General features: G+C 43.9%; 12 protein-coding genes and 2 tRNA genes. 3 read left to right on the forward strand and 11 right to left on the reverse strand.

The window, feature by feature from the left end; genetic code table 11:
* Positions 1-41: 41 nt before the first annotated feature.
* Entirely contained in the window at positions 42-236 is a 195-nt protein-coding gene (locus BAE46_RS07655; RefSeq protein WP_006003114.1) for a bacterioferritin-associated ferredoxin, read from the reverse strand.
* A gap of 448 nt (positions 237-684) precedes the next feature.
* Between BAE46_RS07655 and BAE46_RS07660 the strand changes: the two genes are divergently transcribed.
* Positions 685-1,284: a histidine phosphatase family protein gene (locus BAE46_RS07660; protein ID WP_006003120.1), complete on the forward strand. Its 600-nt coding sequence runs from the start codon at positions 685-687 to the stop codon at positions 1,282-1,284.
* Positions 1,285-1,315: 31 nt separating this feature from the next.
* On the opposite strand, the gene rnt is transcribed toward BAE46_RS07660, so the two are convergent.
* The 10 genes from rnt to BAE46_RS07710 all read right to left on the reverse strand — a co-directional run bounded on the left by rnt (position 1,316) and on the right by BAE46_RS07710 (position 8,585).
* Positions 1,316-1,939 carry a ribonuclease T gene (gene rnt, locus BAE46_RS07665; protein ID WP_070112264.1) on the reverse strand — a complete coding sequence of 208 codons (624 nt, stop codon included), beginning with the start codon at positions 1,937-1,939 and terminating at the stop codon, positions 1,316-1,318.
* Between the two features lie 243 nt (positions 1,940-2,182).
* Entirely contained in the window at positions 2,183-2,815 is a 633-nt protein-coding gene (gene nth, locus BAE46_RS07670) for an endonuclease III (RefSeq protein WP_070112266.1), read from the reverse strand.
* A 3-nt stretch (positions 2,816-2,818) separates the two neighbouring features.
* Entirely contained in the window at positions 2,819-3,520 is a 702-nt protein-coding gene (locus tag BAE46_RS07675; protein WP_070112268.1) for an electron transport complex subunit E, read from the reverse strand.
* Complete coding sequence (gene rsxG, locus BAE46_RS07680; RefSeq protein ID WP_006003126.1) at positions 3,513-4,190, reverse strand: electron transport complex subunit RsxG; 678 nt, start codon at positions 4,188-4,190, stop codon at positions 3,513-3,515. The genes BAE46_RS07675 and rsxG overlap by 8 nt, the downstream gene beginning before the upstream one ends.
* The gene (gene rsxD, locus BAE46_RS07685) at positions 4,187-5,299 is read right to left on the reverse strand and encodes an electron transport complex subunit RsxD (protein WP_070112269.1); all 1,113 of its coding nucleotides are present in this window, start codon (positions 5,297-5,299) and stop codon (positions 4,187-4,189) included. The genes rsxG and rsxD overlap by 4 nt, the downstream gene beginning before the upstream one ends.
* A complete protein-coding gene (gene rsxC / locus BAE46_RS07690; protein ID WP_070112271.1) occupies positions 5,292-6,968 on the reverse strand; it encodes an electron transport complex subunit RsxC in 1,677 nt (558 codons plus the stop codon). Before rsxC ends, rsxD begins: the two co-directional genes overlap by 8 nt.
* Complete coding sequence (gene rsxB / locus BAE46_RS07695; RefSeq protein ID WP_070112272.1) at positions 6,965-7,537, reverse strand: electron transport complex subunit RsxB; 573 nt, start codon at positions 7,535-7,537, stop codon at positions 6,965-6,967. Before rsxB ends, rsxC begins: the two co-directional genes overlap by 4 nt.
* The gene (rsxA, locus tag BAE46_RS07700; protein ID WP_070112274.1) at positions 7,534-8,112 is read right to left on the reverse strand and encodes an electron transport complex subunit RsxA; all 579 of its coding nucleotides are present in this window, start codon (positions 8,110-8,112) and stop codon (positions 7,534-7,536) included. Before rsxA ends, rsxB begins: the two co-directional genes overlap by 4 nt.
* 254 nt (positions 8,113-8,366) lie before the next feature.
* Positions 8,367-8,442: transfer RNA gene (locus BAE46_RS07705), tRNA-Asn, on the reverse strand.
* Positions 8,443-8,509: 67 nt separating this feature from the next.
* A tRNA-Asn gene (locus BAE46_RS07710) sits at positions 8,510-8,585 on the reverse strand.
* A 791-nt stretch (positions 8,586-9,376) separates the two neighbouring features.
* On the opposite strand from BAE46_RS07710, the gene BAE46_RS07720 reads away from it, so the two are divergent.
* On the forward strand, positions 9,377-10,780 hold the full coding sequence (locus BAE46_RS07720) for an MATE family efflux transporter (protein ID WP_483299609.1): 1,404 nt from the start codon (positions 9,377-9,379) through the stop codon (positions 10,778-10,780).
* Complete coding sequence (gene uvrB / locus BAE46_RS07725; protein WP_070112357.1) at positions 10,764-12,782, forward strand: excinuclease ABC subunit UvrB; 2,019 nt, start codon at positions 10,764-10,766, stop codon at positions 12,780-12,782. Before BAE46_RS07720 ends, uvrB begins: the two co-directional genes overlap by 17 nt.
* Positions 12,783-12,877: the final 95 nt, after the last annotated feature.

Here is a 12,877-nt window from a genome sequence, read left to right on the forward strand (position 1 = left end):
CTTTTTTGTTGTTATACTTTATTCGTATTGACGGGCGACAATTAACCCACATCTTTAAACATGCTGTAGTCCATGATAGTGGTATCGATTATGTTTTGTGCCATGTTTATGCAGCTTCCGCACTGTGAGCCCACGCCTAATGCGTTTTTCAGTTCACGCATATTGCCGACACCTTCAGCGCGCACAATGTTTTCAATTTGTGTGTCGGTAATTCCGTGGCATAAGCATACAAACATTTATATTTCTCGTGAAAAATGCACAACAGGCTGTGCGTCTAATACTGTTACAAATGATAATAGTTTCTATTCACAACAAAGGCAAGCGTTTTTTCCATGAATTTTGTATTCGTCTGTCTATGGCTTAATCGCATCAATGTTAATAGACCTTGCGGGCGTTTCATCTTTTGTCCAGTGGCGTTTTTTTAATAGCACAGCCAACGCTGTGGTGCACTGCGCCTGCGCCGTTAACCTGTTCTAATTGTTTTTCATTTAATTAAATCATTATAAGGTCCTTTTATTTGATTTAATTTCAGTAAACTTTTACTGTAATGACAAAAGCGTCATTACAGTAACGACAAGTAAGACGTGAGTATGCTGACAAAAAGTATGCACTTTGGACAATTACGAAGACACACGTAAAGACGCTCTTTGCGCATAGTTAATATCATAAGGAACACAAGCATACATGTGGATATATCTCGTAAGACATGCGCAAACCGACGGTAACGCAAAGCGCATAGTGCAATTACCTGATACTCCTTTGTCTGTTGACGGTGAGCGCCAAGCTAAGGAATTTGCACAAGCCTATTTACACTTACCCATATCCACTATACTCAGCAGTGATTATGCACGTGCAAGGGCAACTGCGTTAGCGCTACATCGGCATGAAAAGACTGTAATGTTAAGCAGTAAGCTACTGCGTGAAAGAAATTTTGGCGATTTGCGCGGCGTGGCCTACCGCGATATTCCCAACGATATTTTTGCGTTAAATTTTAAGCCACCATCAGGGGAGTCTCATCGAGACTTTGTTGTGCGAGTGGGTTTGGCCTGGCAGAATGTGATTAATGTAGCAAAAAGTAACGAAGGCGAACTGCTGGTGATGACGCATGGTTTAGTTGTTCGCTGTATTTTAACCGAAATACTCAAACTTCCGACTGGGGTTTTAAACAGCGCCGATATTCAAAACACCTGCGTCACAAAAATAAATAAACATAATATAGCAGACGTACCATTACTATGTGATGTTTCGCATTTATCAGCACAGGCTTCTGATAAGCGCGAATAAAGTCGTTTAAGCTAAAGTTTGAAGCGTAGCCCTAAGTTTCTTCACTAAGCGGCCAGCCACCTAGTGCTTGATACCGGTTTAGCACAAAGCAAAATAGCTCCGCTGTTTTTTGTGTATCATACAGCGCACTGTGTGCTTCTGACTGTTTAAATTCAATTTTTGCCGCCTCACAGGCCTTTATCAATACTGTTTGGCCAAGGGTAAGCGCCGCCAGCGTAGTAGTATCAAACGACACAAAAGGGTGAAAGGGAGTACGCTTAATATTTTGCCTAACAATGGCGGCATTTACGAAACTTTGATCAAACGTAGCGTTGTGAGCCACGATTACACTGCGCTGGCAGTCAGCCTCTTTTTGTGCTTTACGAATATGCTGACACAAATCTTTTATTACTTCGTTTTCGGGTTTGGCACCGCGTAAGGCACAAAAGGGATCAATGCCATTAAACTCGATGGCTGCTTTTTCGATATTGGCGTCTTCAAACGGAATTACATGCTCGTGAAAGCATGTGTTGGGGCTGAATATGCCGTTTTCATCCTGCTTAAGCGTGATTGCCGCAATTTCAAGTAGGGCATCGGTCTGAGCATTAAATCCGCCCGTTTCTACATCAATTATTACGGGGAAATACCCCCTAAAACGCTGTGCTAATGCTGTCATTTTACTCACTTACAAAAGATAAAAAGATGAAAGTATACGCTATGGTTTATAGTATAGAGCTTTTTGAGTTAAACAATACCCTCCGCACTTAGCAATAATGCGCAATAATGCGCAATAACACTTAATAACACTTAATAAGGCGTAATGCTAAATTAATGATGGCTAAACCTTTTATAAAAAAAGCCTATAATTAGCAACAGTATAGTACTCTTAGGCTAGTGGCTGCTTCGCAGGATGTTAAGGCTACTCTACTTTGTCTTTATACTCACACAAATCTTTAATAAGACATGAGCCGCAGCGAGGTTTGCGAGCAATGCAGGTGTAGCGGCCATGTAAAATAAGCCAGTGATGTACATCTATTTTAAATTCAGCGGGTATCACTTTAATGAGTTTATCTTCAACTTTCTCAACTGTTTTACCCATGGCCAACTTGGTGCGATTGCTAACCCGATATATATGCGTGTCTACGGCTATGGTAGGCCAGCCAAACGCAGTATTTAATACCACATTTGCGGTTTTGCGGCCAACGCCAGGAAGCGCCTCTAAGGCCTCACGATTTGCCGGTACAATACTATTGTGCTGATGCACTAATATGCGGCAAGTTTCAATCACATTTTTGGCTTTGGCATTGAAAAGCCCAATTGTTTTTATGTATTCTTTTAGACCCTCTAGGCCTAAGGCATAAATAGCCGCAGGCGTATTGGCAAGCGGGTAAAGTTTATCAGTGGCCTTATTCACGCCCACGTCTGTCGATTGCGCAGATAAAATAACGGCAATGAGCAGTTCAAACGGGCTAGAAAAATTGAGTTCGGTGGTGGGATGTGGATTGTCGTCGCGCAGACGCGTTAGTATTTCGTATCTTTTTGTCTTATTCATATTTTATATGTCGGTTCCAGTAACGCGAGCGCGCTGTACCACCTTTTTATCTTTAACTTGGGTTCTGTCCTTAATGACTTGGTCGATAATATTTTTCGCTGCAATAATAAATCCAAGGCCTAAAAAAGCACCAGGCGGTAAAATAGCTAACAGGAAGTTGGCATCGGTTTGGTAAACCACAATGGTTAAGTCGCTAGCCCAGTTGCCCAGTAACAATTCAGCGCCCGAGAATAAGGTGCCCAAGCCTAAAATTTCACGTATAGCGCCCAGCAGGACTAAAATCAAGGTAAATCCGGTGCCCATCATTAAGCCATCGTAAGCCGCAAATTTAACCGAATGTTTAGATGCATAAGCCTCAGCTCTGCCAATAATCGCGCAGTTGGTCACAATTAAAGGAATGAATATACCTAACACCTGATATAGGCCAAAGGTAAAAGCGTGCATGAGCAGCTCTATAACGGTCACAAAAGAGGCAATAACCATCACGAAAATTGGAATGCGTATTTCGTTGGGCACAATATTTCTGACCAGCGACACCGTTATGTTTGAACCTAGCAGCACAAGGGTGGTGGCTATTCCAAGGCCTAAGGCATTTACAACCGTTCCAGACACGGCCAATAAAGGACAAAGTCCTAAAAGCTGAACTATTGCGGGATTGTTTTTCCATAAGCCTTGTAAAGTAAGCTCTTTGTATTCGTTAGTCACTAGGCATGCCCTTAGCAGACGCCACTGCAATTATTTTCGATGAGTCTGTTTTGCAGTTAGCCGGCAAGGCAAACAGTGTTTGTATGTTATTTTGGCCATAAATAGCCGCGTTTTTAATTGCCTCTACAACCGCACGCGGCGTAATGGTGGCGCCGGTAAATTGATCAAACTGGCCACCGTCTTTTTTAACGCCCCAGCGATCGTCACGCTGCTCATCATAAACAACATTGGAAAAACTTAATATCCAATCGCTCACTCTTAGCTCTATTTTGTCGCCCAGCCCCGGAGTCTCTTTGTGGTTTACCACACGCGCTGCTAACACAGTATTTTGTAAGTCTATAGCCACGACTATATCTATCGCCCCGCTGTATCCGTTGGGCGCGGTAGTTTCAATTATTAGCGCGGTATTGGCATCGCCTTGACGAGATCGATACACTCGCTGCGGCTTGTTGCCAAGTAATTCGTTAGCTTGGACCTCAATGCAGTCGGTGTGTAACTCATTGTCGTGCATAGATGGCGCAACAACTTGGTTTAAAGTAGTCAATAACTGCCTTTCTTTTGCGGCTTCTATTCGCTGCGCAGTAAAGCTAAAGGTAAGCGCAATTATACTGGTGGTGACCAAAGCAAAGCCACCCAAAATAAGCCCGTTTCTTAGCACTGTATTGTTCATTTATCACCTTGCTGCGATTTTTTTGCGGGTGAAGGCTTCGCCATATTTCTTACTTTATTTTGGTGACCATAGGTGCGTGGTTTGGTGTAGTAGTCAATTAATGGCACCGCTAAATTCATTAGCACAACGGCAAACGCGATGGCATCAGGATACCCGCCCCAAGTGCGTATAACGATAATCCAAAAGCCTATAAGTGCGCCAAAAACTATTCTGCCGCGGTTAGTAGTAGAGGCTGAAACAGGGTCAGTTGCAATAAAGAATGCCCCTACAATTAAACTGCCATTGACTAAATGAAACCAAGGTGAGGCGTGCGTACTCATATCATAAATAGACAGCACTGCGCTAACGGCCATGGCCGCAATGATCATACTTGCGGGAATGTGCCAGTTAATAACTTTCGCTTTTATGAGCACCAAGCCGCCTATTAAATACGCAAAAGAAACGGGTGCCCAGCCTACGCCCATGCTGGCATTGAATATCTTGTTGTTTAAGCCTTCTGAGATAATGTAACCTTCACTAAGCGCTGTCTTTATATGGTCAAGCGGTGTGGCCATTGTGGCGCCATCAACGGTGGCTTGAAGCTGCGCAATACTGAAGCCGGTGGCTGTGTAACCGGTAAAAATAGTATGTATGGTGTCCCAAATCCCCACGTTTTGAATCGTTAGACTTACCGGTGGCAGCCAAGCTGTCATTTGTACGGGGAATGAAATAAGCAACATCACGTAGCCAGCCATAGCGGGATTGAACAAATTAAAGCCAAGGCCTCCATACAGCTGTTTTACGATGGCAATGGAGAAAAACGTGCCGATAACAATTATCCACCAAGGTGCCAGGGGTGGAATGCTAATGGCGAGCAAAAGACCGCACAGTAATGCGCTATAATCTTTAACTGCGCGTTCGGTGTTCTTTTTGCGGATCTCTAATATCACCACTTCGGTTACCACAGCTGTCACTACCGCCAATACAAGCTGTACTAGCACACCGTAGCCAAACATATAGGTTTGCACAGCAATACCCGGAATGGCGGCATACACGACTAAGCGCATAACGGCGCCAGTGTCTCGTTGATTGTGGTGATGAGGCGAGCTAGCAACCTGCAGCTTAGTCATTTTTTGCCTCCGCTTTAGTGGCCGAGGCTGTCTCGCTAGGCGACAATTTCACTTTATTTGCGTTTACTGATGCACCGTCGTTTACGCTATCTTCGCTAGGTTGCAGTTGGGCTGATTTTTTGGCTTTAGCCCTTGCCAGCGCTGCGGCAATTTTATCTTTAGCACCGCCGTTGCTGTTTAAGGCTTTGGTTCTGGCTTGGGCGGCCAAGCGATGTTTTTCTTCTCGCGCTTGTTTTTCACTTTCTAGGCGTTGCTGCCTCGCTTCAAACCGAATACGCGCTTTTTCTGCCTGTTCTTTTTCATGTAGCTGTGCGCGAATGTCGCCTTTAGCTTGACGGTAATAGTGTACTAGCGGTATTTCACTTGGGCACACATACGCGCAGGCGCCACACTCAATACAATCAAACAAGTCATATTCTTGGGCAACATCATAGTCTTTCGCTTTACTATACCAAAACAGCTGCTGTGGTAGCAACGATACTGGACAAGCATCTGCGCAAGCTGAGCAGCGAATGCAGCCTCGTTCATCTTCAACGCTAGGCAGTTCTTTGGCAGCAGGGGCCAAAATACAGTTAGTGATTTTTACAATGGGGATTTTAGCTGATGCAAGGGTAAAGCCCATCATTGGGCCGCCCATAATGATGCGAGGATACGCTTGCTTGTTTACGTCAAAGGCGCTGTTTTCTAATAAATGGCTGACCGGCGTGCCAATTTTTGCCCATACGTTTTGTGGCTTATCAATCGCTTTACCCGTTACAGTAACCACTCGCTGGGTGAGGGCTTTGCCCTCTATGATAGCGTCGGCAACGGCGAAGCAGGTACCAACATTGTACATTACGCAGCCAATGTCTATGGGTAAGCCATCGCTGGGTACCTCGCGAGATGTAAGTACTTGAATAAGCTGTCTTTCGCCGCCTGCTGGATACTTAGTAGGCACACTAACAACGTGGTATTCACTTTGTTGCTGGCAGGCAATAGACATCGTTTCCAAGGCTTCTGGTTTATTATCCTCTATGGCAATAATGACGCGTTTGGGTTTTATTAGGTGGTGAAGAATATCGATTCCTTGCCTAATTTGCCATGCATGCTCGCGCATTAAGCGGTCGTCGGCTGAAATATAAGGTTCACACTCTATTCCGTTAATAATCAAAAATTCTACCGGTTTGATGGTATTTGATTTTATGTGGGTAGGAAACCCTGCGCCGCCAAGGCCACTTATGCCTGCATTACAAATTGCACTAATAATATCGTGTTTACTGGCTTCTTTGTATTGGCTAATGCCTTGCGTGGCAATCGCATCGTCCTTACCGTCTAATGTAATTGTTACGGTCATCTCGGGTAAGCCTGACGGGTGTGCAGCAGGATGTTCACCAATCGCGGTAATCAGGCCTGAAGACGACGCGTGCACCGGCACGGCATATGGATTTTCGCTGGCCGTGAGCGCCTGTCCTTTAAGTACTTTGTCACCTAGAGTGACTAAAAGCTCACTGTCTACGCCTATGTGCTGCTTTATAGGGACGTAAACATACTCAGGCAGCGGAAGGTTTTTTATCACCTCTTTATTTGACAATGATTTTTCTTGAGCAGGGTGAACACCACCGGGAAAATCCCAAAGGCGGCCAACCGACAGTCTTTCTAATACGGTGTCAAAGCTAGCAAACCCCTTCATAGCGATTGTCTTACGGGTATATCACCCACTTGCGTTTGGCTGAAATCCCATTTCCAGTTGCTGGTACTTTCATGCAGCGGGATCATATCAATGCAGTCTACCGGACAGGGGTCTACGCATAGATCGCAGCCTGTGCATTCGTCTATAATAACGGTGTGCATTTGTTTAGCAGCGCCTACAATGGCGTCGACTGGACATGCTTGAATACATTTAGTGCAGCCAATGCATTCGTCTTCGCGGATAAACGCGACTTTTTTTATGGCTTCGACCCCATGAGCACCGTCTAAGGGTTTTACTTCAACCCCCATAAGCTCGGCTAGATTTTTTATGGTCGACTCGCCACCTGGCGGACATTTGTTTATTTCATCACCGTTGGCGATAGCCTCAGCGTATGGGCGACAGCCCGGATAACCACATTGCCCACATTGAGTTTGCGGCAGTATGCTGTCAATTTGTTCGACTAATGGATCGCTTTGTACTTTAAAGCGAATAGACGCATAGCCTAAGCCTGCGCCCAAAATAAGCGCTATAAATGCCACTATGGCTAATGCGATTAAGGTAGCTGTCATTTAACTAGCCCTGAAAAACCCATAAAGGCTAATGACATTAAGCCTGCGGTTATCATGGCGATTGAAGCTCCTTTGAATGGCACAGGGACATCTGCCGCCGCTAAACGTTCGCGCATGGCCGCAAATAGCACCAGCACGAATGAAAAGCCTGCAGCGGCGCCAAATCCGTACACGATAGATTCAAGAAAGTTGTGTTGCTTGGTTGTGTTTAGTAAGGCTACGCCTAACACCGCGCAATTTGTCGTAATAAGCGGTAAAAATATACCTAGCAATCGGTACAAAGTGGGGCTTGTTTTTCGCACCACCATTTCAGTGAATTGGACTACAACCGCTATCACTAAAATGAAACTAAGGGTACGCAAGTAGTCAATGCCTAATGGCACTAGAATGTAAGTTTCAACCAAATAGCTTGAAAGTGATGCCAGTGTAAGCACGAAAGTAGTTGCCATTGACATGCCTATGGCCGTCTCGAGCTTTCCAGACACACCCATAAAAGGGCACAACCCTAGAAATTGCACCAAAACAAAGTTGTTAACCAGTACGGTGCCAAGCAGCAGTAAAAGTAAGTCTGTCATATCAGAAATTTACTCGCCCAGTATAAATAAAATTGATCATAGCGATTGTTTAAAGAAGTCATCGAATATCGGTAAGTAGTAGGGTTTTGTATGTTTGCGAATGACAAAACGACACTATTACTAATATTGTATGTACTAGTTTCAATTATCGCCTGTTACAAGCGATTAAACAACACAGAAAAAGTAAGGATAAGCGATTTAAATGTGATTGATGTCAAAGTGTGTGTACGAAAGCGTATTTCGCATATTTGAAGTGGCTCCCCCTCCCCGGCTCGAACGGGGGACCTGCGGATTAACAGTCCGTCGCTCTACCAACTGAGCTAAGGGGGAATCATAAACGCTTGAGTCAAAAGAAAGATTTTCGTGATAATGATTAGCGCATTTTGTGCATTAAAAGTGGCTCCCCCTCCCCGGCTCGAACGGGGGACCTGCGGATTAACAGTCCGTCGCTCTACCAACTGAGCTAAGGGGGACCTGCCTTTTAACGGATGCGGATGTTAAAGACGATTGCCTTTGCTGTCAACAAAGTTTTTCAATTATTTTTGGAATAATAGAAATTTGTACTTTTAATCTGCTAAGCCAAAATATAGACAGTGTTGCTTGATTAATCAATCTGTTTGCCAATAAAACAGAAATTGTTGAAAATTAAAACTATTCCAAAAATGGCAGTCATGCACCAAGTTTATTCTAATAAAGCATAAAAAATTGTTTGGTAACTGATTTTATGTACAGTGGTTCGAGGCGGTATAACATGTTGAAATGGTGCGCAGGGTTAGTAACAACTAACATAATTTGGCGTAAAAAGGGATACATTAAGCGCCAGCATTCAGTCACAGCCAGTTATCAACATTTTCTGTGGATAAGTCTGTTGATACTTGTGAATCAATTTAATTTTGAAATAGCAAAAGTTGTCAATATAAACTTTAATATATTTCTTATTTTTCAGTAAAGTCTATATTAAACAGTAATCTATAATTCTAATAAGATGCGGCAAAACTTTTCTGTATGTCTAATATGAAAGAAAGTGATGGCCTGTGTGTTAATTTTATTGACAAGGAATTTATTTTAAGGTCGCCATGTTATTGACGCGCTAATTTCAGCCTGTTTGGTATTTTTCTAGCATATATTGCTGTGCTTTTAGTAAGCAGCGCCTGCTCGTTTAGTGAACATTAATGGAAGGCGAAAATATTTTAAAAAGATATTGCTATTTTTACGCGAATGAATGGGGCAAACTAAAGTGTCTTTATTAATACATATAAATGTTTTGTCCATTCAAAGAAGCTCAAAATCTAAAAATGACATGTTAAAAGGCGATATTAAGTCGACTTTAATTAACATGGCAATTCCCATGATATTTGGCATGATCATGCTAATGACGTTTGGTATTGTCGATACTTTCTTCGTGAGTCTTATCGGCACTAATGAGCTTGCGGCTATCAGCTTTACGTTTCCGATAACCTTTCTCATTATTAGTTTCAACATTGGTTTGGGAATTGGGACCTCTGCTGTAATTGGTAAGTATCTTGGCAGTGGCGACGACTCAAACGCGAAAGTCTTGGCAACAGGTTCTTTGATGCTAGTATTTATACTGGTGGGCATGCTCAGCATTGCCGGTTATTTCACAATAGACTTTACCTTCACCTTACTGGGTGCAAGTGCAACGCTTTTGCCATTAATATATGATTACATGTCAATTTGGTACATCGCGGGCGTATTGTTAGCCATTCCCATGGTCGGAAACGCAGTGCTAAGAGCCTCTGGAGATACCAAAACACCAAGCATTATAATGGCCGCAGGGGGCGGAATTAACGTCGTGCTTACGCCTGTGTTAATTTTTGGATATTTGGGTTTTCCTGCGCTTGGCATAAAAGGAGCCGCGATTGCTACCTGCATTGCTTGGACGGTGTGCGTAGTGTGGATTATCTATTTTCTGGCGGTAAAACGCGAGCTGATGGAGCCTAGACTACTAAGCTGGTCTGAATTTGTGCCGGCATCCAAAGGCGTACTAACAATAGGTTTGCCTGCTGCAGGTTCAAACATGCTGACGCCTATTTCAGCCGCTATTGTAACCTCTATTGTGGCAGGTTATGGCGCGCATGCCGTGGCGGCGTGGGGCGTGGGGAATCGAATTGAATCACTTGCTAGCATTGTGGTGCTTGCTTTGTCTATGTCATTGCCGCCTCTTATTAGTCAAAATTTTGGGGCTAATCAATTTAGTCGAATACACACGGCCTATCGAATGTGTATTAAGTTTATACTGGTGTGGCAGTTTCTAATGTTTGTAATTTTGGTAATACTGGCGCCTTACATCGCCTCTGTATTTGCCGCTGAAGAAAGTGTGGCCCAGCAAATTACGCTTTTCTTACTCATTGTGCCTATTGGCTATGGTTTTCAAGGGATTATTATTTTGACTAACAGCGCGTTTAACGCAATGCATAAACCCCTAGCCGCAATGTATTTAAGTTTAATCCGCTTATTCATTTGCTACGTACCCATCACCGCACTTGGCAGTTATTTATACGGTCTCCAGGGTCTCTTTTGGGCTTGTGTGGTGGCTAATGCTCTGGCGGCTGGGGTATCGTACTATTGGTTTAATCGAGAGATAGGGCTGCAAAAGCAGGCGGACAAAGAAAATTATACAAGGGTGAATGATGTCAAAAGGCTTTAAACTTGCCGCTAAATATTCTCCAGCCGGGGATCAGCCTAAAGCAATCGCTAGTTTAGTTGAGGGCCTTGAAAGCGGCGTAGCGGGACAAGTGTTGTTAGGGGTAACAGGCTCTGGTAAAACCTTTACCATGGCCAACGTGATTAGTGGTGTACAAAGACCCACCTTAATTATGGCGCATAACAAAACCTTAGCGGCCCAGCTGTATGGCGAAATGAAAGAGTTTTTCCCAGACAACGCAGTTGAATACTTTGTGTCTTACTATGATTATTATCAGCCTGAAGCATATGTTCCTAGCACCGACACCTTCATTGAAAAAGACTCTTCTATTAATGAACATATAGAACAAATGAGGCTATCTGCTACCAAAGCGTTGATGGAGCGCAGAGACGTTATCATCATTGCGTCAGTGTCGGCTATATATGGTCTGGGCGATCCGCAAAGCTACATGAAAATGCTCTTGCATCTGCGTGTTGGCGACACGATGGACCAGCGTGATATTTTGCGCCGTTTGGCTGAGCTACAGTATAAACGCAACGATATTGCTTTTGAGCGTGGCACTTTTCGTGTGCGCGGCGATGTTATTGATATTTTCCCCGCCGACTCTGAAAAGCAGGCGGTGAGAATAGAGCTTTTTGATGAAGAGATAGAAAAACTCAGTTTGTTTGACCCCTTAACCGGCTCGGTCGACAAAAATGTAATACGCACCACTGTATTTCCTAAGACCCATTATGTGACCCCACGTGAAAAAATCGTGAAGGCGGTTGATCACATAAAAGAGGAGTTAACACAAAGAAAAGCGTATTTACTTGAACACCACAAATTGCTAGAAGAGCAGCGTCTTTCACAGCGCACTCAGTTCGATATTGAAATGATGTTAGAGCTTGGCTATTGCTCGGGCATTGAAAATTATTCACGCTATTTGTCGGGTAGAGCGCCCGGCGAGCCGCCGCCCACGCTGCTTGATTATTTTCCAGCAGACGGTCTTTTGTTTATTGACGAGTCGCACGTAACGGTGTCGCAAATTGGCGCGATGTATAAAGGTGATAGGTCGCGTAAAGAAACACTGGTTGAATATGGCTTTAGAATGCCATCTGCCCTTGACAACCGTCCGCTGCGCTTTGAAGAATTTGAACACATTTCACCCCAAACCATCTACGTGTCTGCCACTCCGGGTAATTTTGAGCTTGAAAAATGTCAGGGAGACATTGTTGAGCAGGTAGTGCGGCCAACCGGCTTACTTGATCCTCAAATAGAAGTGAGGCCGGTAGCGACGCAAGTAGATGATGTGCTCAGTGAAATACACAAGCGCGTGGCGGTGAATGAGCGAGTACTCATTACGACACTCACCAAACGAATGTCGGAAGACTTAACCGAGTATTTGAGTGAACAAGGCGTGAGAGTGCGTTATTTGCATTCTGATATCGACACCGTAGAGAGAATCGAAATAATTAGAGATCTGCGCTTAGGCAAATTTGATGTGCTAGTGGGTATAAACTTGCTAAGGGAAGGGCTGGATATGCCCGAAGTTTCTTTAGTGGCTATACTTGATGCCGACAAAGAAGGCTTTTTGCGCGCTGAAAAGTCTTTAATTCAAACTATAGGCCGCGCGGCACGTCATTTGAACGGGCGCGCCATACTTTATGGCGATAAAATTACAAAGTCTATGCGCAAGGCAATCGATGAGACCGATAGGCGACGGGCGGTGCAAGAAGCTCATAATATTGCTAACGGTATTACACCACAGCAGGTGATTAAAGCCATTACTGACATTATGGATTTAGGCGACAGTAGCGCGCATCCCGCATCGGGCAAAGTCAAGTTGATGAAGGTAACAGACAAACAGTCTGCCAATAAACGACTAAGCCTGAAAGAAATGATGGGCAAAGTGGCTGATATGGAGAAAGAAATGTTTGGTTTTGCACGAGATTTAGAGTTTGAAAAAGCGGCTTCAATGCGTGATGATGTGGAAGCCTTAAGAAAAGAAATTGTGAGATTGTCTTAACATACTCACGGAGTCGTAAATACTTAAATGCGTATACGACTTTATTGAGGGGCAACCATGTTAAGTCGCTTATAAGGATCATTCATCAAATTGCT

This window comes from Glaciecola punicea (genome assembly GCF_001756615.1).
Classification (GTDB): Bacteria; Pseudomonadota; Gammaproteobacteria; order Enterobacterales; family Alteromonadaceae; genus Glaciecola; species Glaciecola punicea.

What these genes read in the sequence shown, in the direction of transcription:
- uvrB (WP_070112357.1), top strand. Translation starts at nt 10,764, where the DNA reads ATGTCAAAAGGCTTTAAACTTGCCGCTAAATATTCTCCAGCCGGGGAT.
- BAE46_RS07660 (WP_006003120.1), top strand. Translation starts at nt 685, where the DNA reads ATGTGGATATATCTCGTAAGACATGCGCAAACCGACGGTAACGCAAAG.
- rsxC (WP_070112271.1), bottom strand. Translation starts at nt 6,968, where the DNA reads ATGAAGGGGTTTGCTAGCTTTGACACCGTATTAGAAAGACTGTCGGTT.
- rsxA (WP_070112274.1), bottom strand. Translation starts at nt 8,112, where the DNA reads ATGACAGACTTACTTTTACTGCTGCTTGGCACCGTACTGGTTAACAAC.
- rnt (WP_070112264.1), bottom strand. Translation starts at nt 1,939, where the DNA reads ATGACAGCATTAGCACAGCGTTTTAGGGGGTATTTCCCCGTAATAATT.
- rsxD (WP_070112269.1), bottom strand. Translation starts at nt 5,299, where the DNA reads ATGACTAAGCTGCAGGTTGCTAGCTCGCCTCATCACCACAATCAACGA.
- BAE46_RS07655 (WP_006003114.1), bottom strand. Translation starts at nt 236, where the DNA reads ATGTTTGTATGCTTATGCCACGGAATTACCGACACACAAATTGAAAAC.
- nth (WP_070112266.1), bottom strand. Translation starts at nt 2,815, where the DNA reads ATGAATAAGACAAAAAGATACGAAATACTAACGCGTCTGCGCGACGAC.
- rsxG (WP_006003126.1), bottom strand. Translation starts at nt 4,190, where the DNA reads ATGAACAATACAGTGCTAAGAAACGGGCTTATTTTGGGTGGCTTTGCT.
- rsxB (WP_070112272.1), bottom strand. Translation starts at nt 7,537, where the DNA reads ATGACAGCTACCTTAATCGCATTAGCCATAGTGGCATTTATAGCGCTT.